Below are 26,599 nucleotides of genomic sequence, written 5' to 3' on the forward strand. Positions count from 1 at the left end.
CGATGTCGCCTTGTGTTCAACCAGCAGCGGCGGCGGCTGACGGTCGCCAACGGCGCCTTTCCATTGCCGACCGACTTTAGCCAATGGTAGAGTCTGCCTAGGCTTCTCCCGGCAGCGACAGGGCATCATGCAGATTAAAAACCTCTCATGACCGATCCCCGCTCCCATAAAAACCGGCTGACCAACTGGCTCAACGCCTACGAACCCCTGACGCTGGCCATGTTCGCCGCCCTCTCCGGCGGCCTCTTCCTCTTCCGCTGGCTGGCGGACGAGGTACTGGAAGGCGATACGCGCCGTTTCGACGAGACCATCCTGCTGTCGCTGCGTGAGCCCGGCAACCTGTCCCAGCCGATCGGGCCGGCTTGGCTGACCCATGCCGTCAACGACACCACCAGCCTTGGCGGCGTCACCGTGCTGACCCTGATGACGGTGCTGGTGACCCTCTATCTGCTGCTCGACCGCAGGCGGGCGATCGCCATTTTCATGCTGCTTTCGGTGCTCGGCGGCTGGCTCGTGAGTACCTTACTGAAGCTCGGCGTCGCCCGGCCGAGGCCGGAGATTGTGCCGCATCTGATCGAGGTCCACGATCTGAGCTTTCCGAGCGGTCACGCCATGCTTTCGGCCGTGACCTACCTCACCCTCGGCGCGCTTCTGGCGCGCGCGCAGATCTATCGCTCGACCCGTATCTTCGTAATGGCGGTCGCGGTTTTCCTGACGCTGATCATCGGGCTCAGCCGCATCTATCTCGGCGTCCACTTTCCGACGGATGTGCTCGGCGGCTGGTGTGCGGGTGCCACCTGGGCGCTTGCCTGCTGGATGGTCGCGCGGCGGTTTATTCCGGTCACGCCGGGGACGGAAGTGTCCGATGAGACGCCGGATCGCTAATGCCCGGATCACCACTGCGTCGCACGAACTGTGCTGCAGCTTTTGTAGTCGCAGTGCTCAGTAAGAACGCGGAGGAACGAAGAGGCAGATGGTGCGGCCTGTCGGTTCGCCGCCCACCGTGCATTGGTGAAACAGCCCGTCCGGGCTGTCCTTGATGCGACTGTCCCGTGAGGTGATGAGCTCCCCGGTAAGCTTGATGACATAGCCACGAGGGCCTTCGAGAACCGCTTGATCGCGGACCTGGTGGCAATCCATTCCGCTGCAGCAGGAAAGCGGATATGTCCATCCGTTCGGCTGCGCCGCCGTTGGCAACGCATCATGCGCTGCTGCCGGAGCAGCGGTCAGGATTGCAAGGAGAATAGCGGCTGGCTTATTCATGATCCGTACCTCGATGGGGCCGATTGGGGCGACGGCCCCGGGAGCACGCATGTGCACGATAACGGCACGCTTCCCGGCCTGACTACTGGCCAGGAGGAAAGGAGCGGATAGACTCAGGAAGGGTATGACCTATACGAAGGTCTATGTGCTTCCATGCAGCAGTGGCTAACAAAACCACTACTGCATGGTTCCTTAAGTCAGAACCGATTTGAGGATAAAGCCATGCAGCAGGTGTCGCGCGTAAGGTGCCTCATCTCTCTCGGCCGTCATCAAGTCAGTTCAGCCGACGACACCTGCGTCGTGGAGCGTCGGAAAGAAACCGTCGCTTGCAGTGAGTCTCGGGGATTGGTGTCTGGCGCAGACGCCTCCCCACACGCCCTCTTCCCTGTGCTTGTCACAGGGATCCAGGCCGCGCCGTGTCCACGGCGCGAGGGACTCTTTTTCAGAGTTCTCTCTTGCCGTTCCATGCATCGACAAGGGGGTGAGTTTGCCCCTTTGCCTCCCCACACTCCGTCATCCTCCGGCCATGTGCCAAACGAAGCTCCTGGCGACACCAACAAGAGTCTTTTCGCCGTGCGGACGCACGGCGGCTGGATTCCTGTGACAGGCACAGGAATGAGGGAGACTGGGAGGCGTCCACGCCAGACAATGGCCTTGACAGGCCTGCGGCGGTGATCTTTGAACGCGCCCCGCCGAGACATCCGCCCGTAGCGGACGCTTGGCGATAAGTCTTACTCTGCGAGTCCGAGCGACGCCAGATAGGCGGCGGAGGCCGGGATCTTCGACTTGTCCTTGATCTCAATGATCAGGCGCGGATTGCTGTCGAGCTTTGCAAGCGCGGTGAAGACCGAATGCCAGAGGATGGTGCCTTCGCCGAGGCTCCAGTGGCGGTCGGCGTAGCCGTCGGCGTCCTGCAGGTGCACGTGCTGCAGGCGGTTGCCGGCTGCCGTGACGTAGTAATCAACAGGCGGAGCACCTGTCGAGCCGTGGGCATAATGGGCATGGCCGGTGTCGATCGAGACGGCGACGGCCGGCGAGTTGAAGCTGTCGGCGAGTGCGACGCGCAGGTTGGGGTCGATGTCCTCGATGTTTTCGATGACCATGGTGCAGCCGATGTCTTCCGCCTTCTTCACGGCCTCGCGCATCGTCAGGTGGCAATGTTCGGTGATCCGTTCGCGCTCGCCGGGATTGGCGTCGAGATTGTTGTAGGACCAGGTCGTATAGGGGCTGTGGATGACCATCTGCGTGGCGCCGATCGCAGCGCAGACGTCGATGCCCTGTACGAGGCGCTTGCTGACCACGGTGCGGATGTCCGGATCCTGCGAGGCGATGATGAAGCCCCAGAACGGGCCATGGATGCCGAGGCGACCCTGGTGGCCGCGAAGCAGCGTGCGGGCGCGCTCGGCAAGCGGCGTCCAGTCGCCGTTCAGAACGGATGCATCGACGAAGCTCTGCAGTTCCAGGTCACGCGGCTTTTCCATAAGCCAGTCACGGTGGATTTCGACTTCGTCGAGGGTCATGGCGGCGCCAAGAATGGGCAAGGAGGGCATGGAAGCTCCAATCGATAAAAGGAAGGAATTCTGCGCGACAAAGACGAACCGGAGATCGCTTGGAGCGCTATATGGCCCTCGTTTATGTCGGGCGTGTTACATCGACTGAAAAATTTCCGTCAGAAAACTTTCATGGAACTGTGAGCTTTCAGTCATGTCCCTGAAACAGTCGAGCGGCAAACAGCGTCGCGAAAGGCGGGGACCATGAGCAGAAAAGCGTTCTCATTATTGCGATCGAACACGTGCTCATTTTTTGGCTCGCACCCGTTTCGCGTGCATGAGGGGAATGAATTTTCAATGCGCGGCTGCTTGGGGAGCAGCGCACATCGAAAGTTCTGCAGTCCTACTGCTCAAAGCTGACTCGTTATCGCACCGGCGGCACGCCTGTCGGCAGCGACCAATTGAAACCTCAAGGAGATTTGGTGCCATGGTCAATATCACACGCCGGGGGGCGCTCGGACTTGCAACGGGCGTTGCAGGGTCGCTGATCCTTCCGCGCTTTTCCATCGCTCAGGCGGACAACCGTCCATCCGTCACGATCGCCGTTCAGAAGATTTCCAATTCCAACACGCTGGACGTCCTGCGCGAGCAGTCGAATGTCGGCGAGCGGATCTTCGCCTCGCTCTGGGAAGGCCTGATCGGCCGCAACTTGCGCGGCAGCCTCGAATCCATCCCGCTGCTCGCCACCGAATGGCGCCGCATCGACGACAAGACGGTCGAGCTGAAGCTGCGCCAGGGCGTCAAGTTCCACAATGGCGACGAGTTGACGGCCGAGGACGTGGCCTTCAGCTTCGGCAAGTCGCGCATGTTCGGCAATACGCAGCCGGCGACCGGCAAGACGATCTTCATCGACGACACCTCCAACCCGACCAACCGCCAGACCAAGGAACTGCCGCCGGAAGTGCCGGCCGTCGCCCGCCGTTCCTGGCCGGCGCTCGAAGGCGTCCAGGTCGTGGATCGCTACACGGTGCGCTTCATCAACGCCACGCCTGATGTCACGCTGGAAGGCCGCATCATGCGCTACGGCAGCGAGATCCTAAGCCGCCGCGGCTGGGATGAGGCTCCTTCCTATCTCGACTGGGCGCGCAAGCCGATCACGACCGGCCCCTACATTGTCTCCGAGTTCAAGCCGGACAATTCGCTTGTTTATGTCGCCCATGACGAATATTGGGGCGGACGTCCGCCGCTGAAGCAGATCCGCTTCGTCGAAGTTCCGGAAGTCGCCTCGCGCATCAACGGCCTGCTTTCGGGCGAATACGACTTCGCCTGCGATATTCCGCCGGACCAGATCGAAGGCATCGAGAAGAACGCCGCCTTCGAAGTGCAGGGTGGCACGATCCAGAACTATCGCCTCACTGTCTTCGACGCCCATCATGCGCAGCTTCAGAACCCGCTCATCCGCCGCGCGATCACGCATTCGATCGACCGCCAGGCGATCGTCGACTCCCTGTGGCTCGGCCGCACCGTGGTGCCGAAGGGCCTGCAGTTCGAGACCTATCGCTCCGCCAACATGTTCGTCGACAACTGGGACGTTGCGAAATTCGACCTGGAGCTCGCAAAGAGCCTCGTCAAGCAGGCGAACTACAAGGGCGACCCGATCCCTTACCGCCTGCTGAACAACTACTACACCAACCAGGTGCCGACGGCGCAGATCCTGGTCGAGATGTGGAACCAGGCCGGCCTCAACGTCCAAATCCAGATGACCGAGAACTGGCAGCAGATCCAGGAAAAGGGTCCGGGCCGCGCGGTGCGCGACTGGTCGAACTCCGCCCCCTTTAACGATCCGGTCTCCTCGCTCGTCGCCCAGCACGGCCCGAACGGCCAGCAGCAGCAGACCGGCGAATGGACCAACGCCGAGTTCAACACGCTGTCGAACGAACTGGAAACTTCGACCGATCGCGCCCGTCGCAAGGTCGTCTTCCAGCGCATGCTCGAGATCGCCGAGCGTGAAGACCCCGCCTACACGGTACTGCATCAGAACGCGGTCTTCACGGCGAAGCCGAAGTCCATCAAGTGGAAGGCCTCTCCGGCCTTCGCCATGGACTTCCGCCCGGGCAACTGGGCGTAAAGAGAGAGCGGGCCGGATAGGGGATGTCCGGCCCGCTCCCGTTCTGGACGCCGGCCGTGAGCCGTAACGCGTCCGAGAAAGGAGACGCGTGATGGCACTGGTCGAAATCGCAAATCTGAAAGTCGCCTTTGATGGTGTCCCGGTCCTTCACGGGATCGATCTGACGATCGAAAAAGGCGAAGCCGTCGGCCTCGTCGGTGAATCCGGCTGCGGCAAGTCCGTGACGTGGCTCGCCGCCCTTGGCCTGCTGCCGGGCAAGGCCGCTATTTCGGGCGATGTCCGCCTTGCCGGCGATCAGCTCGTCGGCGCCCCACGGGCAAAGCTCGAAAGCATTCGCGGCGGGCGCATTGCGATGATCTTCCAGGATCCATCGAGCGCACTCAATCCGGTGATCCGCGTCGGACGGCAGATTGCGCAGGCGGTGGAGCTGCATCGCGGATTGACCGGCAAGGGCGCCCGCAACGAGAGCATCCGTCTGATGGAGATGGTCGGCATTCCCGATGCGCCACGCCGCTTTGACAATTTTCCGCATGAATTCTCCGGCGGACAGAACCAGCGCCTGATGATCGCCATGGCGCTCGCGGGCAATCCCGACCTGCTCGTCGCCGACGAGCCGACGACCGCGCTCGATGCGACGATCCAGGCGCAGATTCTCGACCTCCTGATTTCCCTGCGCGAGGAAACCGGCATGGCCGTCGTCTTCATCAGCCACGATCTCGGCGCCGTTTCGCAGATCTGCGAGCGCGTCTGCGTCATGTATGCCGGGCGCATCATCGAGAAATGTTCGATGCAAACTCTGTTCCGCGATCCGAGGCATCCCTATACGCGCGGCCTTTTCGACGCCATTCCCCGGCTCGATGGTAGCCGCGAACGTCTGGTGCCGATCCCGGGAACTGTTCCGCAGCCCGGCCGCATGCCGGGCGGCTGCTCCTTCGCGCCGCGTTGCACGCGCGCCTCCGACCTCTGTCACAATACCGTACCGCCGCTGGAGACAGTCGGCGGCACGCATGCCGCCGCCTGTTTCCACCCGGTCGGCGCGGGAGCTGCGCCCTCCATGCACCCTGCCATGCACACCGGTCAGGGAGTGGAACTGGCATGAATGCTGCTCCGCTGATCGAAGCCAACAATCTGGTCAAGACCTATTCGACGCGCCGTGGCCTCTTCGGTCGGCAGATGGCGGTGCGCGCGCTTGACGGCGTCTCCCTTTCGGTCGCGCCTGCCACTACGCTCGGCATCGTCGGCGAGTCCGGTTCCGGCAAGTCGACGACGGGCCGTCTTCTTCTCGGCCTCGAGGAGCCGACCGAGGGCAGTGTCCGCTTCGAGGGGGAAGGCCTGCCGCATCTGAAGACAGCCGCCTGGCGCAAGCTCAGGGCGCGCATGCAGTTCGTCTATCAGGACCCGCTTGCCGCCCTCGACAGGCGGCTGCCGATCGGCGCGCAGATCGGCGAGCCGCTCTTTCTTCACAGGATCGGAACCGAACAGGAGCGGCGGGACCGGGTCCACTCGCTCATGGCCGCCGTCGGCCTCCGGCGTGATCAGGCCGAACGCTATCCGCACGAGCTTTCCGGCGGCCAGCGCCAACGCGTCGTCATCGCCCGGGCGATCGCGACCAGCCCGCAACTGCTCGTCTGCGACGAACCCGTCTCCGCGCTCGACGTTTCCATCCAGGCGCAGGTCGTCAACCTGCTGCGCGACCTGCAGGAGAAGCAGGGCATCGCCATGGCCTTCATCAGCCATGACCTCAAGGTCGTGCGCAACATCGCCGACCGCGTGGCGGTGATGTATCTCGGCCGCATCGTCGAGGAGGCCTCCTCGGACGAGATCTTCCGGCGGCCGCTGCACCCCTACACAAAGGCACTGGTTTCGAGCGTTCCCGTCCCCGGCACGGCGCTGCGCGACCGCATCATCCTTTCCGGCGAACCGCCGAACCCGGCTGCCCGCCCGTCCGGCTGCGCCTTCCATCCGCGCTGCGGCCTGGCGACGGCGCGCTGCCGCACCGAAGTGCCGACGCTTCTTTCGGTCGAAGCTGGGCGCAAGGCCGCCTGCCACCTCATAGCGCCGAGCGCTGCCTCGGAGGACCGCTGATCATGCTGCGTTTCTTTCTCGTGCGTGCTTTTCGCGCCCTGATGACCATTGTCCTGGTCATCACCTTCGCTTTTGTCGTGCTGCGCATGTCCGGCGATCCGGCACTGATCATCCTCGGACCGGAGGCCCCGCCCGAGGCAATCGCTGCCTTCCGCACTGCCTGGGGTCTCGACCAGCCGATATGGGTGCAGTATCTGCGCTATTTCGCGGCGATCGCGCGTGGCGATCTCGGCATCTCGATGCGCGACGGCCAATCGGCGATCGAGATGGTGCTCGAACGTATCCCGGCGACGCTGGAACTCACCGTCCCGGCGCTGATCCTGAAGCTTCTGATCGGCATTCCCGCCGGCGTCTATGCCGCCCTCCATCGCGACAGTACGTTGGACCGCAGCGTCATGGCGGGCGCCATCGTCGGCTTCACAATGCCGAGCTTCGTTCTCGGCCTTATCCTCGTCCTGATCTTCTCGGTCACCCTCGGCCTTCTGCCTTCGGGCGGACAGGACAGCTGGGTCCATGCCATCTTGCCGATCGTCACCATGAGCGTCGGCGGCGCGGGGATCCTGGCGCGCTTCTCGCGCAGCGCCATGATCGAGGTGATGGGACAGCCCTATATCCGCACCGCAAGCGCCAAGGGTTCGAGCTGGCGCGATGTGGTCTGGCAGCATGCGCTGCCGAACGCCGCCATCCCGATCGTCACGGTTGCGGGCTTCATGGTCGGGACACTGATCGCCGGCGCCGTCGTCGTGGAATCGCTCTTCTCCTGGCCCGGCGTCGGCCGTCTGTTGGTCGTGGCGGTCGCCAATCGCGACCTTGCCATCGTGCAATGCATCCTGCTTTTCGTCGCAACGACCATGGTGCTTTCGAATTTCGTCGTCGACATTCTCTACGGCTATCTCGACCCGCGCCTGCGCAACAACCAGGCAAGACACTGAGGGGCATCCCATGGCCAATCTATCCGTCCAGTCCGAAGCCGCCGCCTCGCAAAGCCGTTCGAAACGAAAGCGGAAGGTGCCGCTTCTGGTCGCGATCTCGCTCGTCTGGATCGTCGTCATGGTGCTGATCGCGCTCACGGCGGACTGGATCAAACCCTATAACATCACCGCCTTCGATCTGAGGAACCGCCTGTCTCTCCCCGGCAATCCGGCGCATCTGCTCGGCACGGACGAACTCGGCCGCGACGTGCTCTCGCGCCTGATAGAATCCATCCGCGTCTCGCTGCTCATCGCCTTCGGCGCAACGCTGATCTCGGCCTTTTTCGGTACATTGCTCGGGTTCCTCGCGGCCTATTTCCGCGGCATTGTCGAGCAGTTTGTCCTGATGCTCGCCGATTTCCAGGCGGCCCTGCCCTTCCTCATCATGTCGCTCGCGGTTCTTGCCTTCTTCGGCTCGTCGCTGCTGCTCCTCATCTGCCTCATGGGCTTCTACGGCTGGGAACGCTATGCCCGCATCGCCCGCGGCCTTGCGATCGCCGCAAGCAGTCAGGGCTATGCCGCAGCCGTCACCCAGCTCGGCGCCGGTCCCTCGCATGTCTATGCAAGACACATCCTGCCGAACATTGCCTCGACCCTGATCGTCTCCATGACGTTGACCTTCCCGGAGATCATCCTCATGGAAAGCAGCCTTTCCTTCCTGGGTCTCGGCGTCCAGCCGCCAATGACGAGCCTCGGCAACATGGTCGGCTATGGCCGCGAATATCTCACCCGTGCCCCCTGGATCATGCTCGCCCCATCCTTCGTCATCATGCTGACGACCCTCTCCATCAGCATGGCCGGCGACTGGCTGCGCGACAAGCTCGACCCGACCATTTCCTAGGGCGGATTTTGGGGCCGAAGACAGGCGACAGCGCGTCGCGGAACCCTGTTGACAATCAGGCGTTCCAACGGTGACGCGGCCACACTGGACAAATGCAGGCCGCGCGCAAGAGGAAGACCGATGCTCACCCGGCGGGCCCTCGTGGCCCTGATTGCAGCTTTTCCGGTGCTCAAGTCTGAAGTCGTCCTTGCGCGCAAAACGGGGCGGGAAGTCATTCTCCAACTTCAATATCCACCGCCGAAGCCCGCATCACGCAAACCATCTGCGAAACGGCTCAAGCCGATCAAGGCTGAGATCAAACATGCGCGCGAGGCCATCGACTTAACGCCGGTCGGACCGCGCCCGATCGACATCGCCCAGAGTTTCGTGGATCGTTATTTCGATGCCAGGCCCGCGATTATCTCGCAGTTGCCCCCGCCCGCGCCATTGAACCCTTTGATCGCCGAGTTTCTCAAGGAAAGCTTGCTCTACCCGCAAGACGATCCCATTCCATGGTGCGCAGCGTTCGTCAACTTTTGCATTCGCCGCAATGGAGGTGCCGGGAGTGCGAGCGCATGGTCTCAATCATTTCTGCCGCCCGCATTCGTTGCTGTCGATCCCCCTAAAGAGGGCGATCTCGCTGTCTTTACGTGTTTTAGCGCCTCAACGGGCAAGAACATTGGACTGGGCCACGTCGCCTTCTTCAAACGCTTTGATGACAAGCACAATATGGTGGTCGTCGGCGGAAACCAGGCAATAGATGGCCATTCCAGCATCATCTCGGAGAAAACCATGACCATGGGTGACCAGCCCGTCCGAAGGCGCCTGGACACGGGCGCCGTCGTCTCCGCGATGATGCGCTTGAATGTATTCGTGCGGCCCCACTGACGGGTGGATAAAGCTCCTCGCGCACTCTTTCGCGTGCGCGCCAGTCCGCCTTTTCGCATCGTTCCTGCATGTCGATGCAGCCCAACCGGTCTTCGCATGGCATGCGCTTTGCTCCTCGACATATCGGAACAAAATCAATGCCCGAAGGATTGATTGCCAGGACCGTTCAAACGAGGAGAACTTTCATGGCACGCTGCGACCTGTGCGGTAATGAATATGACAAATCCTTCAATGTTTCGATGGCGGGGAAAACCTATACTTTTGACAGCTTCGAATGCGCCATTCAAAAATTGGCGCCATCCTGCCCTCATTGCGGTTGCCGTGTCATCGGCCATGGCGTCGAGCAAGACGAGGTAATCTATTGCTGCGCTCATTGCGCATCTCAGGAAGGCGCCACAAGGCTGACCGATCGCGCGCCCTGACGCGCGGTTCCCGGTAGAAGACATGCGGCCACCACCTTTCCGGCATGGTGCCAGCGGCCGGCATTTCGAATGCGAGTTCAAGCACTATCCCGAGCGAAAGGAAGGAGCGTTCTCGAAAATGGGTACCAGCGATCTGAACGACACGCCGCTGGAAGCGAAAGCGATCTCGGCGGTTATCGAGGAACTGGAGAGACAGGCGGCAGAGCGGCCTCAGAACCTCAAGGTCCGCCGAACGGCTGATGGGATCGAGGTGAATGGTGAAATCGACGTGGATGCATTGGTGATGGTCGTAGTCGGATCGATGGCGGGCGGGCCATAGAGACGCCGCTGATGATCGCCCTCGACAGCATCAATGCCGATCCATACTTCCGCTTTGGCCAGCGAATTCATCATCGAGGAGCTCCGGAGCCACTGATCGTGGCGAGATACGCGCAAAACATGTCGGCCATGGCTCCGGCATAAGTTTCGATCTCGTCCCTGGTGCGGGGCTTCTCCGAAAACCGTTTTCCGACGTCGCTCAACGTCGTCATGATCAGCTCGCGGGCTAGATCTCGGGCCGAATCCGATGCATTCGGGAGCGCCTCATACATGAACGCGCGAACAGCGTCATCCCCGGAGGCTCTAACATCCTCTGCCTCCGGCGCGGCGCGATAGAGTGGAGCCGCGTCATTAAGCGCAACACGCATCGATGCCTCGTCACATTCCGACTGAACGAAGGCGTGGACGAGCGTGCGAAGCCGCTCCAGTGGCGCTGTGCCAGAATCGGCGAGAATGGTGATCAGCAGATCGTTGGTCTGCCGCCACTCGTCGCTCTGAAGACGGAAGAGGATGGCGGCCTTGTTCGGAAAGTACTGGTATATCGATCCGACGCTGACGCCGGCTCTTTCGGCCACCCGTGCGGTGGTGAATCGTTGCGCTCCCTCCCGTTCCAAAACCTGAATAGCGGCTTCCAAAATTGTCGCGACAAGCCCGGTTGAGCGGGCCTGTTTCGGCTCCTTTCGCGAGGAAATCCGGGCCTTCTGGCGATCGGTCATGGTCACTCCTCAGAACGCGATTAGCGAACGCGACGAATTATTCGTATTTTCACTTCGAGCACAAGAACAACCTTGCTTCGACTGGAGATCCGAGATGACGACCCTTTCAAATGCCCGGCTTGCCGCCCTGCTGGACCGCCTTTTCGAGGAGGCAGAGGAAGCCTGGCCTCCCCGAGATCCTGCAATCGCGCAGATGTCGGAAGAGGAGCGGGAACGCCTGATGCGAAGCAAAACCGATTACCTCGACTTCTATGGACGGTTGAAGGACCTTCCGCTCGCTGTGTCTCGGGAGACCGGGACACTGCTCTACATGCTGGCCAGGAGCAGCAACGCCAGGACGATCGTCGAGTTCGGAACCTCGTTGGGCTTGTCGACGCTATTCCTGGCCGCCGCGCTGCGCGATAACGGCGGCGGGCGCCTGATCACGACGGAGTTCGAAACCGAGAAGGTCGAGCGGGCGCAGCGTCATTTCTTCGAAGCGGGCCTCATCGACCTGGTGGAGATCAGACCGGGCGATGCATTGGAAACGCTAAGCATCGACCTTCCAGATACGATCGACCTTATTCTGCTGGACGGTGCCAAAGCCCTGTACTGCGAGGTCCTGGGGCTGCTCGAAAGCCGCCTGCGACCAGGATCGTTGATCGTCGCCGACGACGTCGACTACTGCCCCGACTACCTGGCGCGAGTCAGATCGCCTGCGAACGGTTACATGTCGACGCAGCTTCCGAGCGGTGTCGAACTAACCATGCGGCTCGGGTGAGTCGCCCACGCTGACGCACCCCCGCAATACCGAGCCGTCGCCCATAGAACCGCCACGGACCCTTCCAGGTGCTCAGAACTTCTCGACCCAAGGCCGGATTTCGAGTTCCCAGGACCAGGCGCTTCGGTGCTGGCGTAGGAGGTCGATATAGGACTGTGCGATTGCGTCGGGATCGAGCGTGCTGTCGGGCCGGTCCGGCGGATCGGGCCGATGCTCGGCGCGCACGCCGCCGTCGACCACGACATGGGCGACATGGATCCCCTTTGGCGCCAGCTCACGCGCGGCGCTCTGCGCCAGGCCACGCAATGCGAACTTTCCCATGGCGAAGGGTGCCGACAGCGCGAATCCCTTCACGCCTGCGGTGGCGCCGGTGAGAAGGATCGCACCCTTACCGGCCGGCAGCATGCGTTTCGCGGCCTGCTGCACCGTATAGAACGCGCCCAAGGCCGAGACGGCGACGGCCTTCTCCACGTCCACCGGGTCGAGTTCGGCGATAGGGCCGCGAAGCCGCCCGCTGGCATTATAGACCACGATTTCCGGCGCGCCGATCCGCGCTTCGGTCTCGGCGAACAGCCGTTCGATCTGGGAGGCATCGCTGGCATCGACCGGCAGCGCGATGGCGCCCGTTTCATCGACCAACGGCGCGAGCTTATCGATATTGCGAGCGGCGAGCACGACGGGGATGCCGACCGAGCGCAGGAGCCTCGCAAGCGATCCGCTGATACCGAACCCTGCGCCAATGATGAGCGCATTGCGATATGGAATTTCGATCATGACGTCACCTTTCTGCTGCGTGTGGAACGAGGGGACGAAAGCCCACAACAAAGCCGACGACCTTCTCATAGGACATCTCGCAAGGCTTCAAGGTGAAGCCCCGCTGAGCCAGCATATACAGATTGAAGCTGACAATGTCGGTTCCGGCCAGATCCTCGGCGTAGAGCCAGATCCTCTTGCCGTCCGGAGACCGCTTCACCGTCGTCCCCCAACGGCGGCAGTCGAACTCGCCCTCGGTGTAGCCGTCCGGGATGCCGGCAAGGGCGCGCTCGAACTCTTCGTCACTCTTTGCTGGTTCACCCATCAAAAGCCAGCTCGCTTGATCCCATAAAAATATGCGGCGGACTAGCCGCAAGAGCGCCCGTCGCGATCGGGATTATGTAGTGATTGAACGCTTTACCTACCAGCAGGTGAAGCCGGCATCGACGTTGACGATAGCGCCTGTCATCAGGCTCGCGGCGCTCGATGCCAGAAAGAGGACCGCACTGGCAACCTCCTCTGGAGTGCCCATCCTTCCCATCGGAGTATCGGCAAGCCAGATCGGAATCCGATCGCGATTGGCCTCGACTGCCGCAACCATCGGCGTCTCGATATATGTCGGCGCCACCGCATTCACCCTGACGCCGTACTGCGCCCACTCTGCGGCCATGGAACGCGTGAGGTGATGAACCGCCGCCTTGGAAACGTTGTAAGGGGTCTGCGGCTGCGGCCGGTTGCAGATGATTCCGGACATCGAACCGAGGTTGACGATAGCGCCCCGCTTCATGGCGATCATGTGCCGGCCAAACGAACGTGAGCACCAGAACACGCCGTTGACATTTACGCTCATTATCTGGAGCCAATCGGAGTCCGTGACATCTTCCGATGGAGTGCCGCTCTTGCCGATCCCTGCATTGTTCACCAGGATCGTGGCCGGACGTCCGCCCTCCGCAAGCTCCGTGGCGATCGCCTCAATGCGCCTGGCGTCTGTCACATCGCCGATTCGCAGCTCAATGTCATAGCCCCTTCCCCGCAAGGCCAATACCTCCTGAGCGTCGGCCTCGCTGCGTTCTATGACGACGACCGCCGCGCCAGCCTCCGCCAGAGCGTGCGCGCAACAAAGTCCGATCGCACGGCCGCCGCCGGTGACGACCGCGCATTCTCCGTCGAGACGAAATTTTTCCTGGTAACCCATGACTCGATCCTTCAGATGTCGAATGCGCTTGGCAGGACGACGATGTCGCGGATGGTCACATTGCGCGGACGCGTCAGCATGAACATGATCGCATCCGCCACTTCCTTGGGTTCAATCAGGGCGCCCGCCTCCTTCGCCTTGCGCAGGTTTTCTTCCGGCCAATCGGCGAGCAGCGCGCTGATAACGGGTCCTGGAGAAACCGAACCGACGCGTATTCCGCTTTTTAGAAGCTGGCGACGCATCGTTTGCACAAAGCACGTCATCGCCCACTTCGATGGAGAGTAAACCGGTTCCCATGGAATCGCCGAATGGCCGGCGACCGAGCTTGTGACGACGATGTCGCCCGTTCCACGTTCGATCATATGTGGGATGACCGTCCGAACGTTTTTGATGACGACATTGACGTTCAGGTGCAGCATCCGATCGATGGCATCAAGATTGGCTTCCGTCAGGTCGCCTCCGATATACGTTCCGGCGTTGGCATGCAGAATGTCAAGCTGCCCGACCTTCGAGAGCACGCCATCCAGCAACAAGGCGCATTTGTCAGGGTCCAGCAAATCAATCGCCAATGGGATCGCGTGATTGCCAAGGCGCTCGCAAACCGACCCCAGCGCCTTCTCATCGCGGTCGACCAGAACAACTGTCGCGCCTGCGGCAATCATGGCCTCGGTCGATGCCAGTCCGATCCCTGAAGCCGCGCCTGTAACCGCAGCCACCTTTCCTTTGAGCTCGTCCATTTTCTTCTCCTCCATTTAAATTCCCTTTTCGTGCGCTCGGAGCGTCGCTCTCGCGCTATTCTTCGCCGACGCGTCAAGCCGCGTGATAGTCAGCCACGCTTCTCACGGCCGGCCCGTGATGCCCCTCGGGCCGCGGCGATCTTGAACGCCGCAAATTCGTTGAGATGGATCTGCATCAGGAACGTCTCTCGGTCGCGGAGATGAACCCGTCGAGTTCTTCGCGGGTGCCGGCTCCTTCCATCGGCCCACGCATGGTCACGTTTCGCGCGCCTGCCGCGGCGGCGTATGTCAGGGCATCGTGCGGCGGCATGCCGAGCCTGCGGCACGCGAGATACGCGCCTCCGAAGCAATCACCGGCGCCCGTGGGATCCACTTCCTCGACGACAAAAGCGGGCGCGTCGATGCGCTCGCGATCTCTGCCGAAGTATGTCGCGCCGTTGGGTCCGCGTTTGAGCACCACTTCTTTCACGCCCATCTTCAACAGGCGTCGTATTGCGTTTTCCTCGCCGTCCACGCCAGCCGCTCGCTCGACCTCCTCGCCGGAAGGCAGAAGCAGGTCCGCAGCCGCCACGAGCTTCGCGAAGCGGCGTTCAGTATCTTCGTCGAGCTTCAATTCCTTCCGGATGTTCGGGTCTACGGAAAGCGTGCCGCCACGGGACTTGATGATGTCGACCGATTTGTCGATGACCTCCCGGGCGCTCGGCATTGACAGCGCGGTACCCATTACGTGCAGATGTCCGCTGCGATTGATGAGATCGCTGACCTGCTGCGTCCAGCCGAAGCGTGCGGCGGCAGATTTGGCCACATTGAATACGAAGTCTCGCGATCCATCCTTGCGGTAGCGGACGAAAGCGCTGCCGGTAGGATATTCGGGATCGATCGAAATGGCGGAGACATCGACGCCGTCATGCTTGAGACGATCGATATTCAAGCGGCCGAAATCGTCGTCGCCCACGGCGCCAACCATGGCTGCGCGACCCCCGAGACGTCCGCACTGCGATATGAAGATTGCGGGCGCCCCGCTGGCAAACGGGCCGACCAGGGGCTGCGCGTCGATGAATCCATCGCCGACTGTGGTGGCGACGATCTCCACGAGGATCTCTCCCACGCACACCGTTGGGCCCATTTCGTCGGGAGCCAGTGCGGAAGTCATAGCAATCCTTCTTTCGATAACTGTTGTCGTTACGAAGTGGCCGTTACTCGTTGCTGCGTTCCGTCTTCGCCGCCGAACTCTTCGTTCTCCAGAGAAAGGAAACGCTGGTGAAGAATGCATGCCGCCCCAAAAGCCGAGCCGAATTCCGCGTCTCCGTCGACAACGATCTCCGGAGTTGGAAATGGAATATTCTGGCCCTCCGACATGTGGGCCGCCACGCGCGCAGCCACCATCGGATAGAGGGAGGCCACGGATCCGCCGAGCACAATCCTGTCCGGATCGATCAAGCGGCAGGCCTGCAAGAGGGCGTATGCGAGGTGGCGCGACCAAGTCTCGGCGATGTTGACCGCGTCGGGAACCCGGTCGCGGACATCGCTTAGAAACTCCTGCAAATCGGCGTCGCTTCGTCCGGTCGCCTGGCGGTATTGAGTAATAAGTATCTCGCGCCCGATCAGTTGCTCGAATTTCTGGCCGCCGCTTCCCGGCACGAGCGTATGGCCGATTTCACCTGCGAGACCGTGGCCGCCACGAAACAGCTTCCCATCGATCACGATGCCGCCGCCGACGCCGGTCTCCATGAGAAGGAAGAGCGTGACGCCGGCACTGCCGTTTCGGTAGCTGTCTCCGATGGCAAACGCATTGGCGTCGTTCTCAACCGCTATCGGGACGCTCGCCGGAAACGCAGCGCGTGCAATCTCCTTCAATGGGACGTTGCGCCATCCAATGATCGGGGCAAGGCTCACGAAACCATCCGGACCGATGTGGGCGGGAGTCGATATCCCCAATCCCCTGCATCGCTCGATCATCCGCTCCTCCATTGCTCCGAGGATCAGTTCGACACCGTGATCGACCGCCGCCTCGACGGTTGAGGAAGGCGCATCGAAAGGCAGCTTGCGACAGACTTGAATGTCAGCGCAGAGATCGACAACTGCCGCCGAGATATGCTCCACACCGATCTCGATGCCGACAAAGAAAGCCGCGTCCGGAACCAGTTCCAGCATGATCCCGGGACGCCCTGCGCGCGAGTGCTCGGTGCGCTGCTGGCTGGTTCCGTCCATTTCCTTGACGAAGCCGCCTTCCGTCAGTTCGGCGACGATCTCGCCCGACGACGATCGGTTCATTCCGAGCTTTCGCGCCAGATCGGCACGGCTCATGCAGCGGTTGCTGTAAATCGTCTGCAGGGCGGCGACGATGTTGTTCTGTCGAATCCTGCGCGGCGAACTGCCTATGGAGACGGTGTCGTTCATGTTCCAATCCCTTCAAATCGACTTCAACCAACCCTACACGGTCGGAGGAGGCCGCCAGAAGGATTATCAGGGCCGAGCGTTGGTGGCACGGCGACGCTTGGCTTCCTCGTATTTCAGCTCGATAAATCGCTTGGCATGCGCAGCCAGTGGATCGTTGTCGGTCCAGGTATCACGCCAGATCGCGCAGGCGAGCGAGAGGCCTTCGTCGACGACTGCCGTTGAGAAGCTTTCGAACACGACGTCGCGCTTGTAGTCGATGTCGAGCAGCGCATCGAAGATGAGATCGAAGTTGATGACGCCGTCACCGAGGTAGCCGCGGTTGCTCTCGCCGACATGGAAATAGCCGATCTTGTCGCCGGCAAGACGGATTGCGGCGGCGGGATTCGCTTCCTCAATGTTCATGTGGAACGTGTCGAGGTGAAGACGAACCTGGTCCGAGCCCGTCTCGGAGATGAACTTCAGCCCCTGAGCTGTCGTGTTCAGAAGGTTCGTCTCGAACCGGTTCACGATCTCCAGCACGAGGTCGACCTTTGCATCCTTCGCCACCTGCGCCGTCTCCGCGATCGCGGCAACGCTGTTGTTCCAGCCCCGCTTCGTGGGCTGGCGATTGTATTTGGTATGTGCGGAATAAAGGATTCCGCCGAGCTTGTTGCCGCCGATGTCGCGAACTGCGCGGACGGCGTCGGCCAGCATCTGCTTGCCGCCCGCAACCACCGAGGCGTCTTCACTTGAAACGTCGCGGTCGGGCGGCAACCCCATGGTGACGCCGATCTCTACATCGAGCGACTGCGCGAGCTTTGCCAGACGGTCCAGATTAAACTTCTCCGGCCGCAGATAGGCGAATTCGATCGTTCGATATCCATGCTCGGCAGTTTTGTTCAGGGCCATCTCAAGTCCCTCCTGAGTTTGGCCGCCTGTCCATACAAATGAATGGATCCCCAATCGACGCATGCCTGTTTCCTCCACAAGATGCCTACGGTTCCTGATATTGCTAATCTATTTAGTATGGTTAGGCAACAAATAAATTTAATCGTCGAAGCTTGACCACCTCTGACGAAGTAACCTGTTTCTCCGCGATTTCCATAACCTCCCTTTACAAAGCCCAATCGGCGGCCCGCTCGCGGGCATGGAAATCGAAATACATATCTTCATATTTGCATGCCTAGACAACAAATGTTGCAATATGGCTGTTTTTGGTTTAAAGAATGGCTCGGCGAATGATCTCGCTGTAATCTGGGAGGATTGGAAATGAACCATCTCTTGAAAGCCAGCGCGCTTGCGCTGACACTCAGCTTTGCTACCGCTGTCTCGCCCGCCTGGGCCGACTTCTGGTCCGACGCCGGTGCGAAGTTCAAGGGCGTAACACTGCATGGAGTGACCGAATCCACTCCGCCATCCAACTACATCAAGGACGTGCTTGCGCCTGAGTTCGAGAAGAAGACGGGCATCAAGGTCGAAATCGAAACGACATCCTGGGACCAGATGTACGACAAGGCGATCAAGGACATGGAGGCCAAGACCGGCATCTATGACATGATCTATATCGAGCAGGATATCGTCTACGCCTACCTCGCCCGCAACTTCCTGGTCGACGTCACGGACGCGCTTTCAAAATCGCCCGACCTCAAGTCCCCGACTTTCGATGAAGCGGCTTTCACGACTTTTGCCGATTACTTCCGCGGCAAGGACGGACATCTGTTCGGTGTTCCGATGGAGGCATTCATCAAGCCGTACCTCTATCGGAAGGACCTTTTCGACGATCCGGAAATCAAGGCCGCCTTCAAGCAGAAGACCGGACACGACCTCGTTCCCGCGACCACCCACGATCAATATACGGAGATCGCCGAATTCTTTACGGAGTACGGCAAGGAGAAAGGTCTCCAACTGTGGGGCACGACCGCTCAGGCTCATACCGGCCATCCGGCTTCCTGGTACGAGTACGTCGAAACCGTCGCCCCGACCTTCGGCGTCTACAACTGGGGCATCGACGCCTCGAACAATTACGCTGCGACCGTTGCCAACGGCGGCACGATGAACAGCGACAAAGCCAAGAACGCGCTGAAGTGGTGGCTTCACATGCGCGACATCGCACCTCCGGAATCCACGGCTTCGACATGGACCGAAACGGCCACTACCTTTGCGGCCGGCCGCGTCGCTCAAGGCCTCATCTATGGTGAGAACGCCGCCTGGATCGCTTCGGACGAGTCAAAATCAAAAGTGGTCGGGAAGGTCGGCACCGCACTGCCTCCCCTCGAGGAGGGCGTAATGAAGGATGCCGAGGCCGGAAAGGGTTACATCGGCTACTACGACGGCGGCGCGTTCGGCTTGCCGGTGACCTCCAAGAACCAGGACGCATCCCTGCTGTTCCTGCAGTTCATCGCACAGAATGACGTTCAGCCGGCCTGGGCGGTCGCGGCGCCACGCATCACGCACAAGGCGACATACGACGCGCCCGAAGTAAAGGCCTTAGACGCAGAGCTGGGGGGCTACTTCACCCTGATGCGCGAGCAGGGCAAGCTCTTTGCAGGCGCCCCGCCCTACCCGTTCCACGCACAGCTTCGCGAGGCGATCACTCCGATCTTCTACGAGATTCTCACCGGAACGATCGGTCCTGACGAAGGTCTCGACCAAATGGCCGCCAAAACCGAAGAAGAGCTGACGTCCCTGGGCTACCGCAAATAAAAGTCTCCTCCCTGACTGGCGGGTCGTCGATGGCGACCCGTCTTTTCCTTGCTTCGTTAATGAGGCGGGCGTCCACGTAACTGTCAAAAGGGGATAGGGCGATGCATTCACAGAAGATCGGCTGGCTCTTGCTGTCACCAACCATAGTGATCCTTGGGCTCTTCGGTATTTTTCCTTTCATCTATGTCGTCTGGGTTTCGTTCCACGCTTGGAATCCTTTTGCGGCAAATCCGGAAATGGTCTTCACCTGGGCGGGCAACTACCGAAAAGTGGTTTTCGACCAGCAGTTTCTTGCCTCGCTGGGCATTACGATTGCATTCGTCTTCTTTGCCGTGGCATCGGAGCTGGTACTCGGCTACGTGCTCGCCCAGGCACTGCTGAAGGATTTCCCCGGAAAGGCGATTTTCCGTACGATTCACTCGCTTCCTTTGATCATGGCCCCCATCATCGTCGGATCGGTTTGGAAGCTCATGACGACGCCGTCCATCGGCATCATTCCTTATCTGCTGCGGAGTTGGTTCGGTTTCGATCTCAATATCGGTCAGAGCGCGGTCGCGGCTTTCGTGGTGACAGTCATCATGGATATCTGGCACTGGACGCCCCTCGTCACGCTGTCATTGATTGCCGCCCTTGTGTCGCTTCCGCCGGATCCGTTCGAGCAGGCACAGATCGACGGAGCCAGCAAAAGTCAGATCTTCTGGCATATAACGCTTCCGATGATACGCCCGGCTCTGATCGCAACCGTGTTCATCAGACTGATGGACGCGCTGCGCACCGTGGACGAAGTGCTGATGCTCACCGGCGGCGGCCCTGGCTCTTCGACGCGATATGTTGGCGTCCATATCTTCAGGGAAGTCTTTCCGAAGACGAACTACGGCTACGGCTCGGCCATCTCAGTCGTCGTTCTGTATCTGACCATCGTCGTCTGCTGGCTGCTCTATGTCGGCCTGATCGCACCGCGAGCCAAAAAAGGTTGAAGCGATGAAGACCAACAATCCCTGGCTTTCAGTCATCATGTGGACCGCCATCAGCTTTGCAACGCTGTTTCCGATCTACTGGCTTTTCGTCATCTCGGTGAAGCCGGCCGTCGACCTGTTTGCGACGCCCGAAGTCATCCTGAGAAGCTTGTTCTGGAAAAACTATGTCGATGTTCTCAACGATGCGACGGTGCGCGGCTACATGGTGAACTCCCTCGTCATCTCATCGGGCAATGCGCTCCTGGTAACGACGTTGGGCTTTCTGGCATGCTACGCCCTTTCGCGTTTTGACCTCGGCGGGAAGGAAAGCATTTTCTTCTGGACGATCACGAACAGAATGGCGCCGCCGGCGGTATTTCTGCTCCCGCTCTTCCTGCTGCTCACGCAGGTCTATACGATCGGCGGCTTCTCGCTCGCGGATACGCGGATAGGAATGATCCTCGTCTACTGCTCTTTCAACCTTCCGTTCGCGATCTGGACCCTTCGTCCGACCGTGGAGGGGATCCCGAAGGAGCTCGACGAGGCAGCCTACGTCGACGGCGCAAGCACATGGACTGTCATCTCGGATGTTATCTTTCCGCTCGCACGTCCAGGGCTTGCGGTGACGCTGATCCTGACCTGGGTTTTCGCATGGAACGAATACCTGCTCGCAGCGACGCTCACCAACTTCAATGCGCGCACCCTGACCACCGGCCTTTCGGAATATGTCACGACCACCGGGACCGAATGGGGAACGATGGCGGCCATATCGGTCTTCACCCTCATTCCCGCTCTTATCGTCTTCACCGTGGTGCAACGTCACATCGTTGCAGGCCTGACGTTCGGCGCCGTGAAAGGATGACGCTATGACTTCGAAACCCGGACATAAACAACGCAAGGCAGGTTTCCTGCCGATCGAGACGAACTGGTTCGACCGCCTTTTCATCTCGGTCGTGATCTGGGTGGCACTGTCGCTGCTTTGGATGCGGTTTCTCGAGCCGCTGGGGCTTTCGGTCTGGATCGCAGTGGCACTGTCCGTGGTGATCGGCGCCTACATCATTTGGAGGGGTTGAGGCGATGAAACCCGAGACGAAGTGAAAATGCGAACTGCTCAGGCAATAGGGAGGAATGGCATTGGCTAACGTTCAGGTTAGTGACGTCACCAAGAAGTATGGTGCTCTGCAGGTCATGCATGGCGTGAGCGTGGACATTGAGGATGGAGAATTCGTCGTCCTGGTCGGTCCTTCAGGTTGCGGCAAATCCACTCTGCTTCGCATGATCGCGGGTCTCGAGACGGTCAGCGAGGGCGACATAAAAATTGGCGGCCGCGTCGTTACAAACGCTCCTCCGAAGGAGCGCGACATAGCGATGGTTTTCCAGTCGTATGCGCTTTATCCCCACAAGACGGTCGCCGAGAACATGGGCTTTCCGCTGAAGATGGCGAAACGCCCCAAGGCCGAAATCGACCAGAAGGTGCGCAAGGCAGCGGAAATCCTTGACCTGACCTCATACCTTGACCGTTATCCAAAACAGCTTTCCGGCGGGCAGCGTCAGCGCGTCGCCATGGGACGCGCCATTGTCAGGGATCCCCAGGTCTTCCTTTTTGACGAACCCCTGTCGAACCTGGATGCCAAGCTTCGTGTGACGATGCGCGTGGAGATCAAGGAGCTTCATCAGCGGCTGAAGACCACCACGGTCTACGTTACGCATGACCAGATCGAAGCCATGACGATGGCCAGCAAGATTGTCGTCATGCGCGACGGGAGAGTCGAGCAGGTTGGCAAGCCGCTCGAGCTTTACGATTATCCAGCAAACCTCTTTGTCGCCGGGTTCATTGGCAGTCCCGCGATGAACTTCCTGCAGGGCCGGATCGCCAGCCGAGATGGCAGGCAGGTCGTCATCACCGACCAAGGTGTGGCGCTTCCGGTGGACCGCGTCAATGCCGAGGAGGGCAAAGCGGTCATTTACGGCATTCGACCGGAGCACATTACGATTGGCGAGGATGGCGTTCCGGTAGAGGTGTCGGTGTTCGAACCCACCGGTTCCGAGACATTGATCTTCGGCCGCCTTGCCGGCGCGCCGATCGATGCTCTCATACGCGAGCGGATTGAAGAGGCACCCGGGCGGACAATGCACTTCCGCATCGATCCCAGACGAGTCCACATCTTCGATCAAGCTACGGGCCGAAGATTATAGCGGCTTGTCGTATGATCGCGCACAAGAGCTACGACGACGGGAGTCGAAATTGAACTACTTGCGCGGGCGGTAGGGCTGATTTAAGCAACAGAGGACATCGTGGAAACAGTACCTGACCTGTCACGCTGCATTGATCGTATTTCTGGATTTTGAGGCTTCGTCTCTTAGCAAGAAAAGCGTTCCGATTGAAGTAGCCTGGGTTTTCCAGGACGGTCGCTCTCGTTCTGCCCTGATCCGGCCTGCTGCAGATTGGAACGACTGGTCGAGCGATGCTGAAGCGATCCATGGCATATCCAGAGAACTGCTCTTCGCCGAAGGCATCCCGGTGGAGCAGATAGCGGCTGATATGGTCGCGGATTTGACCGGACATGATCTCTATGCAAGCGCACCGTCTTGGGATGGAAAGTGGCTTAGCTTGCTTCTGCGTACAGCCGGTTTCCCGCGGCACACTCTCAGGCTCGGTAAGTCGAATGACGCGTTCCTGGCCGCGGCGCGAGAATACCTGGGAACAAAGGCCTCCGAAATGGAAATATTGAGCTTGGTTGGAAGAACCGTCGAAGAAAGCAGATCATTAGTGTCGGCTCATCGCGCCCTGCCCGACGCTATGCTCGAACTCGCTCGCTGGAACATGGTCCGTAAAGCCGCTGCCGACCGAATGACACTAGGTGAGTAGGTTCTAAGGTCACTCGAGGACAGGAAGCAGTTCGACCGCTGCTAAGTAACGGGCTGTTGCGTAAGGCGACGAACACCACCTCAGTGAACTGGTCACCGACGCGCTGTCTTGCGATTTATCGAACAAGGCATGCCGAAGCCGGCGACATTGCATTTCTTGAATGGAACTCACACGCGATCTCGCCGGGGCTCCGAAAAAAGCCATCGATGTTACTCAGCGTGGTGCTCACATCTACATCGCCGTGCGTCTTATAAGACGCACAGAGGTCGCTGTAGCACTTTGAAATGCTGCATGTTTTTATCCTTGAATCGGCTCCGATTTAGGGAAGCATGCAGTAGATGGAACCTTGAACGCCCGGCCGCGTTTGTACGTGGCGGAGCTTAGGGACTCTCGCAGCGTGGGGACAATTTATGAGAATCGGCAATATAGCAGCATCGGACCTGCGTTCTGTCTTCCAAGAGGCGCTGGAGCTTCAGGCTGCGCCGGATCTTGTCGAAAAGCTGCCGGTGGCGATTTATGCCTGCGATGCGCAGGGGCGCATTCTTTGGTTTAACGAAAGAGCGGCTGCGCTTTGGGGGCGCATGCCGGCGATCGGCTCGAACAGCGAACGTTATTGCGGGTCCTACAAGTTCTATTTCAACGGTCGACAAATCACGCGCGAGGAAACCCCCGTGGCCACCGTGCTGCGGTCAGGAATTCCGATCCGTGGGATAGAGGCAAAGATTGAGCGGCCGGATGGATCGTCGATATGGGCGATGGTCTACGTCGAGCCTGTTGTAGACCAAGACGGACATGTCATTGGAGCTATCATTTGCTTTCATGACATTACTGAGCGCATTCACGCTGGAGAGGTCATCAGACAGCAAGACCAGCGGCTCGCCGCTACCTACGATCATGCTGGCATCGGCATCGCCGAGGTCAGCGCCGATGGCAAACTCCAGCGCGTCAACGCCCACATCGCCGATTTACTCGGCTATCCGCCCCACGAACTCGTTGGTCGGTCGATCTTTGACCCAATCTTAGCCGACGGCGCAGAGATCGACGAAAGAGAATTCCAGCGTCAGGTGCGCGGAGAGATCGACCGCTACAACGTTGAGAAACGCTTCATCCGCAAGGATGGTACCAAGATATGGATCGCCGTCACGTCCTCCAGCGTGAAGGACGCGCAAGGCCGGTTCCTATATGCTGTTCGCGTTCAGCACGACGTGACCGCTCGCAAGCAAGCGGAGGCAGCCCTCGTCCGTCACGTCGAGGAGCAGGCGGCGCTCTATGAATTCACCGACGGTCTTCAGCGCGCGGGGACGCTTGACCAAGTCCATCAGCTCGCGTTGAACTCGATCAAACGAGCGCTCCGCTGCGACCGCGCCGCCATTTTGCTTTTTGACGAGGCCGGCACCCTGAAATTCGTCGCGTCACATGGCCTGTCGCAGTCATACCAGCTGGCGGTCGAGGGACATTCGCCCTGGTCTCAAGATAGTGCCGATCCTGAGCCGATCTGCATCAACGATATAGAGCAGGCCGATCTTCCGCAGACACTCAAGGTCGCAATAGGCGGTGAAGGCATCAGCGGTATCGGCTTCATACCCATCGTCTCGCGGGGTCGCCTGCTAGGCAAGTTCATGACCTACTATGACCGCCCGCATGCCTTCACTGCTTCGGAAGTGCGATTGGCGCTGACTGTTGCCCGACAGCTGGGATTTGCCGTCGAGCGTGTCCGCATCGAAACCGCGCGTCAATGGGCTGAGCGCGCGGCGAACCAGCTTGTCGCGATCGTGGAATCCTCCCATGACGCGATCATCAGCAAGAATCTCGATGGCGTCATCACGTCGTGGAACAAGAGCGCCGAGCGCCTGTTCGGCTATCGAGCAGACGAAGCTATTGGCAAGCCGATTACAATGATTATTCCAGTCGATCGTTTGGACGAGGAACCCGTCATTCTAAGCCGTATCCGCAGCGGCGAGCGCGTTGACCATTTTGAGACGGTGCGTCGGCGCAAGAACGGAACTCTGGTCGACATCTCCCTGACGATTTCGCCGATCCGCGACAATCGCGGCCGGATCATCGGTGCCTCGAAGATCGCGCGTGACATCACCGAGCGTAAGGCGGCGGAGGCTAAACTTAGAGCCAGCGAACGGCAAATGAGGGACCTGCTTGCCGCAATCCCAGCAGCAATCTACACCACCGACGCTGAGGGCAGGATCACCTACTTCAACCAGGCAGCAGTTGAGCTCGCCGGGCGCACGCCCGAAATCGGCTCCGACAAATGGTGCGTCACCTGGAAATTGCATTGGCCCGACGGTACGCCATTGCCACATGATCAGTGCCCGATGGCGATCGCGCTCAAGGAAGGCCGCATCGTGCGCGGCGTAGAGGCGGTCGCCGAAAGACCCGATGGCGTGCGGATACCTTTCATCCCCTATCCCACGCCATTGCGTGACGAGTCGGGCACCATCGTCGGTGGAATTAACATGCTGGTCGACGTTAGTGAGCGTAAACAGGCCGAGACACAGCTGCGTTTGTTATTCAATGAGCTAAATCATCGCGTCAAAAACAACATGCAGATGTTGCAATCGCTGTTGAACTTAGCGGGTCATAAGACTGACAACGCTGAAGCGCGCCGAATTCTGCGCGATGCCAGCGAGCGGGTCGCCGCTATGGCTGCTGCGCAGCAGGTCCTTTACGGCACGACAAACGCGACGCAGTTTTCCGCCAAAGAACTTGTACGGGCAGTCTCCGAGACCGCCCGTCAGTCGTTCCCGGAGGGCGTGACGATCCGCTGTAAAACGGATGATGTGGTATTGGCCAACGATACGGCCATGCCGTTGGCGCTCATTCTCAACGAACTGCTGACCAATGCCGTGAAATATGGCGGAGGCGATCGCGAGAGAATCGTCGACGTGGGCCTCCTGCAGACCGATGGCAAGATCTGCCTCTATGTTGAAGACGATGGACCTGGCTTCGACTTGGCTTCTGTGCGCGACCGCTCCTCCGGTTTGAAATTGGTACAGGGTCTCGCCCGGCAGGTGGGCGGACAATTCTCGGTCACAATGGAACCAAGAACCCGATGCAGCATCCAGTTCTTTTAGTACGTGGGACGTCGCCGTTCCGCTTGAGCGTCATCGCGCCATTCGTGAACCGCGTTTTGG

At 60.1% G+C, this 26,599-nt stretch carries 27 protein-coding genes; 16 read left to right on the forward strand and 11 right to left on the reverse strand.

The genetic code is table 11. From position 1 onward, the window contains the following. The first annotated feature begins 147 nt into the window (after positions 1 to 147). Positions 148 to 885, forward strand: a complete 738-nt coding sequence (locus AAE029_RS12990; RefSeq protein ID WP_371073266.1) for a phosphatase PAP2 family protein — start codon at positions 148 to 150, stop codon at positions 883 to 885. Positions 886 to 942: 57 nt separating this feature from the next. Here AAE029_RS12990 and AAE029_RS12995 read toward each other — a convergent pair whose 3' ends face one another. Together AAE029_RS12995 and AAE029_RS13000 are read right to left on the reverse strand one after the other, a co-directional pair. Beyond that, positions 943 to 1,263 carry a hypothetical protein gene (locus AAE029_RS12995; protein WP_371073267.1) on the reverse strand — a complete coding sequence of 107 codons (321 nt, stop codon included), beginning with the start codon at positions 1,261 to 1,263 and terminating at the stop codon, positions 943 to 945. Positions 1,264 to 1,994: 731 nt separating this feature from the next. Beyond that, a complete protein-coding gene (locus AAE029_RS13000) occupies positions 1,995 to 2,813 on the reverse strand; it encodes a sugar phosphate isomerase/epimerase family protein (RefSeq protein ID WP_371073268.1) in 819 nt (272 codons plus the stop codon). Positions 2,814 to 3,240: 427 nt separating this feature from the next. Here AAE029_RS13000 and AAE029_RS13005 point away from each other — a divergent pair, with 427 nt between their 5' ends. The 6 genes from AAE029_RS13005 to AAE029_RS13030 all read left to right on the forward strand — a co-directional run bounded on the left by AAE029_RS13005 (position 3,241) and on the right by AAE029_RS13030 (position 9,645). Further along, positions 3,241 to 4,881, forward strand: coding sequence for an ABC transporter substrate-binding protein (locus AAE029_RS13005; protein ID WP_371073269.1), 1,641 nt, complete (start codon positions 3,241 to 3,243; stop codon positions 4,879 to 4,881). A gap of 91 nt (positions 4,882 to 4,972) precedes the next feature. Beyond that, positions 4,973 to 5,980, forward strand: coding sequence for an ABC transporter ATP-binding protein (locus AAE029_RS13010; protein WP_371073270.1), 1,008 nt, complete (start codon positions 4,973 to 4,975; stop codon positions 5,978 to 5,980). Further along, entirely contained in the window at positions 5,977 to 6,966 is a 990-nt protein-coding gene (locus tag AAE029_RS13015; RefSeq protein ID WP_371073271.1) for an ABC transporter ATP-binding protein, read from the forward strand. The genes AAE029_RS13010 and AAE029_RS13015 overlap by 4 nt, the downstream gene beginning before the upstream one ends. A gap of 2 nt (positions 6,967 to 6,968) precedes the next feature. Further along, a complete protein-coding gene (locus AAE029_RS13020) occupies positions 6,969 to 7,898 on the forward strand; it encodes an ABC transporter permease (RefSeq protein WP_371073272.1) in 930 nt (309 codons plus the stop codon). Positions 7,899 to 7,908: 10 nt separating this feature from the next. After that, entirely contained in the window at positions 7,909 to 8,778 is an 870-nt protein-coding gene (locus tag AAE029_RS13025) for an ABC transporter permease (protein ID WP_371073273.1), read from the forward strand. A 120-nt stretch (positions 8,779 to 8,898) separates the two neighbouring features. Next, a complete protein-coding gene (locus tag AAE029_RS13030; RefSeq protein ID WP_371073274.1) occupies positions 8,899 to 9,645 on the forward strand; it encodes a CHAP domain-containing protein in 747 nt (248 codons plus the stop codon). Positions 9,646 to 9,779: 134 nt separating this feature from the next. Here AAE029_RS13030 and AAE029_RS13035 read toward each other — a convergent pair whose 3' ends face one another. Beyond that, the gene (locus AAE029_RS13035) at positions 9,780 to 10,019 is read right to left on the reverse strand and encodes a hypothetical protein (protein WP_371073275.1); all 240 of its coding nucleotides are present in this window, start codon (positions 10,017 to 10,019) and stop codon (positions 9,780 to 9,782) included. A 166-nt stretch (positions 10,020 to 10,185) separates the two neighbouring features. Between AAE029_RS13035 and AAE029_RS13040 the strand changes: the two genes are divergently transcribed. Continuing rightward, complete coding sequence (locus AAE029_RS13040) at positions 10,186 to 10,386, forward strand: hypothetical protein (protein WP_371073276.1); 201 nt, start codon at positions 10,186 to 10,188, stop codon at positions 10,384 to 10,386. A 70-nt stretch (positions 10,387 to 10,456) separates the two neighbouring features. Here the strand turns inward: AAE029_RS13040 and AAE029_RS13045 are convergent, their stop codons facing one another. Beyond that, complete coding sequence (locus AAE029_RS13045; RefSeq protein ID WP_371073277.1) at positions 10,457 to 11,101, reverse strand: TetR family transcriptional regulator; 645 nt, start codon at positions 11,099 to 11,101, stop codon at positions 10,457 to 10,459. A gap of 94 nt (positions 11,102 to 11,195) precedes the next feature. On the opposite strand from AAE029_RS13045, the gene AAE029_RS13050 reads away from it, so the two are divergent. Next, on the forward strand, positions 11,196 to 11,861 hold the full coding sequence (locus AAE029_RS13050; protein WP_371073278.1) for an O-methyltransferase: 666 nt from the start codon (positions 11,196 to 11,198) through the stop codon (positions 11,859 to 11,861). Positions 11,862 to 11,933: 72 nt separating this feature from the next. On the opposite strand, the gene AAE029_RS13055 is transcribed toward AAE029_RS13050, so the two are convergent. The 7 genes from AAE029_RS13055 to AAE029_RS13085 all read right to left on the reverse strand — a co-directional run bounded on the left by AAE029_RS13055 (position 11,934) and on the right by AAE029_RS13085 (position 17,897). Further along, positions 11,934 to 12,635: an SDR family NAD(P)-dependent oxidoreductase gene (locus tag AAE029_RS13055; protein WP_371073279.1), complete on the reverse strand. Its 702-nt coding sequence runs from the start codon at positions 12,633 to 12,635 to the stop codon at positions 11,934 to 11,936. Between the two features lie 4 nt (positions 12,636 to 12,639). Further along, positions 12,640 to 12,939: a hypothetical protein gene (locus AAE029_RS13060; protein ID WP_371073280.1), complete on the reverse strand. Its 300-nt coding sequence runs from the start codon at positions 12,937 to 12,939 to the stop codon at positions 12,640 to 12,642. Between the two features lie 96 nt (positions 12,940 to 13,035). After that, the gene (locus AAE029_RS13065; protein ID WP_371073281.1) at positions 13,036 to 13,809 is read right to left on the reverse strand and encodes an SDR family NAD(P)-dependent oxidoreductase; all 774 of its coding nucleotides are present in this window, start codon (positions 13,807 to 13,809) and stop codon (positions 13,036 to 13,038) included. A gap of 11 nt (positions 13,810 to 13,820) precedes the next feature. After that, positions 13,821 to 14,546, reverse strand: coding sequence for an SDR family oxidoreductase (locus AAE029_RS13070; protein ID WP_371073282.1), 726 nt, complete (start codon positions 14,544 to 14,546; stop codon positions 13,821 to 13,823). A gap of 175 nt (positions 14,547 to 14,721) precedes the next feature. Next, complete coding sequence (locus AAE029_RS13075; RefSeq protein ID WP_371073283.1) at positions 14,722 to 15,699, reverse strand: sugar kinase; 978 nt, start codon at positions 15,697 to 15,699, stop codon at positions 14,722 to 14,724. Positions 15,700 to 15,728: 29 nt separating this feature from the next. Continuing rightward, positions 15,729 to 16,946 (reverse strand): ROK family protein, encoded by a 1,218-nt coding sequence (locus AAE029_RS13080; RefSeq protein WP_371073284.1) that lies wholly within the window; start codon positions 16,944 to 16,946, stop codon positions 15,729 to 15,731. Positions 16,947 to 17,012: 66 nt separating this feature from the next. Further along, a complete protein-coding gene (locus AAE029_RS13085; RefSeq protein WP_371073285.1) occupies positions 17,013 to 17,897 on the reverse strand; it encodes a sugar phosphate isomerase/epimerase family protein in 885 nt (294 codons plus the stop codon). Positions 17,898 to 18,194: 297 nt separating this feature from the next. Between AAE029_RS13085 and AAE029_RS13090 the strand changes: the two genes are divergently transcribed. The 7 genes from AAE029_RS13090 to AAE029_RS13120 all read left to right on the forward strand — a co-directional run bounded on the left by AAE029_RS13090 (position 18,195) and on the right by AAE029_RS13120 (position 26,539). Continuing rightward, on the forward strand, positions 18,195 to 19,628 hold the full coding sequence (locus AAE029_RS13090) for an extracellular solute-binding protein (RefSeq protein ID WP_371073286.1): 1,434 nt from the start codon (positions 18,195 to 18,197) through the stop codon (positions 19,626 to 19,628). 101 nt (positions 19,629 to 19,729) lie between these two features. Next, on the forward strand, positions 19,730 to 20,605 hold the full coding sequence (locus tag AAE029_RS13095) for a carbohydrate ABC transporter permease (protein ID WP_371073287.1): 876 nt from the start codon (positions 19,730 to 19,732) through the stop codon (positions 20,603 to 20,605). A 4-nt stretch (positions 20,606 to 20,609) separates the two neighbouring features. Beyond that, positions 20,610 to 21,446, forward strand: a complete 837-nt coding sequence (locus AAE029_RS13100; RefSeq protein WP_371073288.1) for a carbohydrate ABC transporter permease — start codon at positions 20,610 to 20,612, stop codon at positions 21,444 to 21,446. Between the two features lie 4 nt (positions 21,447 to 21,450). Further along, positions 21,451 to 21,657 carry a DUF2160 family membrane protein gene (locus tag AAE029_RS13105; RefSeq protein ID WP_371073289.1) on the forward strand — a complete coding sequence of 69 codons (207 nt, stop codon included), beginning with the start codon at positions 21,451 to 21,453 and terminating at the stop codon, positions 21,655 to 21,657. 61 nt (positions 21,658 to 21,718) lie between these two features. Beyond that, positions 21,719 to 22,780: an ABC transporter ATP-binding protein gene (locus AAE029_RS13110; RefSeq protein WP_371073290.1), complete on the forward strand. Its 1,062-nt coding sequence runs from the start codon at positions 21,719 to 21,721 to the stop codon at positions 22,778 to 22,780. 130 nt (positions 22,781 to 22,910) lie between these two features. Next, on the forward strand, positions 22,911 to 23,453 hold the full coding sequence (locus AAE029_RS13115; RefSeq protein ID WP_371073291.1) for a transcriptional regulator: 543 nt from the start codon (positions 22,911 to 22,913) through the stop codon (positions 23,451 to 23,453). 410 nt (positions 23,454 to 23,863) lie between these two features. Next, positions 23,864 to 26,539, forward strand: coding sequence for a PAS domain S-box protein (locus tag AAE029_RS13120; protein ID WP_371073292.1), 2,676 nt, complete (start codon positions 23,864 to 23,866; stop codon positions 26,537 to 26,539). Positions 26,540 to 26,599 lie beyond the last annotated feature (60 nt).

It is taken from the genome of Sinorhizobium sp. CB7, assembly GCF_041357635.1.
GTDB lineage: Bacteria > Pseudomonadota > Alphaproteobacteria > Rhizobiales > Rhizobiaceae > Rhizobium.

What these genes read in the sequence shown, in the direction of transcription:
- AAE029_RS12990 (WP_371073266.1), top strand. Translation starts at nt 148, where the DNA reads ATGACCGATCCCCGCTCCCATAAAAACCGGCTGACCAACTGGCTCAAC.
- AAE029_RS12995 (WP_371073267.1), bottom strand. Translation starts at nt 1,263, where the DNA reads ATGAATAAGCCAGCCGCTATTCTCCTTGCAATCCTGACCGCTGCTCCG.
- AAE029_RS13000 (WP_371073268.1), bottom strand. Translation starts at nt 2,813, where the DNA reads ATGCCCTCCTTGCCCATTCTTGGCGCCGCCATGACCCTCGACGAAGTC.
- AAE029_RS13005 (WP_371073269.1), top strand. Translation starts at nt 3,241, where the DNA reads ATGGTCAATATCACACGCCGGGGGGCGCTCGGACTTGCAACGGGCGTT.
- AAE029_RS13010 (WP_371073270.1), top strand. Translation starts at nt 4,973, where the DNA reads ATGGCACTGGTCGAAATCGCAAATCTGAAAGTCGCCTTTGATGGTGTC.
- AAE029_RS13015 (WP_371073271.1), top strand. Translation starts at nt 5,977, where the DNA reads ATGAATGCTGCTCCGCTGATCGAAGCCAACAATCTGGTCAAGACCTAT.
- AAE029_RS13020 (WP_371073272.1), top strand. Translation starts at nt 6,969, where the DNA reads ATGCTGCGTTTCTTTCTCGTGCGTGCTTTTCGCGCCCTGATGACCATT.
- AAE029_RS13025 (WP_371073273.1), top strand. Translation starts at nt 7,909, where the DNA reads ATGGCCAATCTATCCGTCCAGTCCGAAGCCGCCGCCTCGCAAAGCCGT.
- AAE029_RS13030 (WP_371073274.1), top strand. Translation starts at nt 8,899, where the DNA reads ATGCTCACCCGGCGGGCCCTCGTGGCCCTGATTGCAGCTTTTCCGGTG.
- AAE029_RS13035 (WP_371073275.1), bottom strand. Translation starts at nt 10,019, where the DNA reads ATGAGCGCAGCAATAGATTACCTCGTCTTGCTCGACGCCATGGCCGAT.
- AAE029_RS13040 (WP_371073276.1), top strand. Translation starts at nt 10,186, where the DNA reads ATGGGTACCAGCGATCTGAACGACACGCCGCTGGAAGCGAAAGCGATC.
- AAE029_RS13045 (WP_371073277.1), bottom strand. Translation starts at nt 11,101, where the DNA reads ATGACCGATCGCCAGAAGGCCCGGATTTCCTCGCGAAAGGAGCCGAAA.
- AAE029_RS13050 (WP_371073278.1), top strand. Translation starts at nt 11,196, where the DNA reads ATGACGACCCTTTCAAATGCCCGGCTTGCCGCCCTGCTGGACCGCCTT.
- AAE029_RS13055 (WP_371073279.1), bottom strand. Translation starts at nt 12,635, where the DNA reads ATGATCGAAATTCCATATCGCAATGCGCTCATCATTGGCGCAGGGTTC.
- AAE029_RS13060 (WP_371073280.1), bottom strand. Translation starts at nt 12,939, where the DNA reads ATGGGTGAACCAGCAAAGAGTGACGAAGAGTTCGAGCGCGCCCTTGCC.
- AAE029_RS13065 (WP_371073281.1), bottom strand. Translation starts at nt 13,809, where the DNA reads ATGGGTTACCAGGAAAAATTTCGTCTCGACGGAGAATGCGCGGTCGTC.
- AAE029_RS13070 (WP_371073282.1), bottom strand. Translation starts at nt 14,546, where the DNA reads ATGGACGAGCTCAAAGGAAAGGTGGCTGCGGTTACAGGCGCGGCTTCA.
- AAE029_RS13075 (WP_371073283.1), bottom strand. Translation starts at nt 15,699, where the DNA reads ATGACTTCCGCACTGGCTCCCGACGAAATGGGCCCAACGGTGTGCGTG.
- AAE029_RS13080 (WP_371073284.1), bottom strand. Translation starts at nt 16,946, where the DNA reads ATGAACGACACCGTCTCCATAGGCAGTTCGCCGCGCAGGATTCGACAG.
- AAE029_RS13085 (WP_371073285.1), bottom strand. Translation starts at nt 17,897, where the DNA reads ATGCGTCGATTGGGGATCCATTCATTTGTATGGACAGGCGGCCAAACT.
- AAE029_RS13090 (WP_371073286.1), top strand. Translation starts at nt 18,195, where the DNA reads ATGAACCATCTCTTGAAAGCCAGCGCGCTTGCGCTGACACTCAGCTTT.
- AAE029_RS13095 (WP_371073287.1), top strand. Translation starts at nt 19,730, where the DNA reads ATGCATTCACAGAAGATCGGCTGGCTCTTGCTGTCACCAACCATAGTG.
- AAE029_RS13100 (WP_371073288.1), top strand. Translation starts at nt 20,610, where the DNA reads ATGAAGACCAACAATCCCTGGCTTTCAGTCATCATGTGGACCGCCATC.
- AAE029_RS13105 (WP_371073289.1), top strand. Translation starts at nt 21,451, where the DNA reads ATGACTTCGAAACCCGGACATAAACAACGCAAGGCAGGTTTCCTGCCG.
- AAE029_RS13120 (WP_371073292.1), top strand. Translation starts at nt 23,864, where the DNA reads ATGAGAATCGGCAATATAGCAGCATCGGACCTGCGTTCTGTCTTCCAA.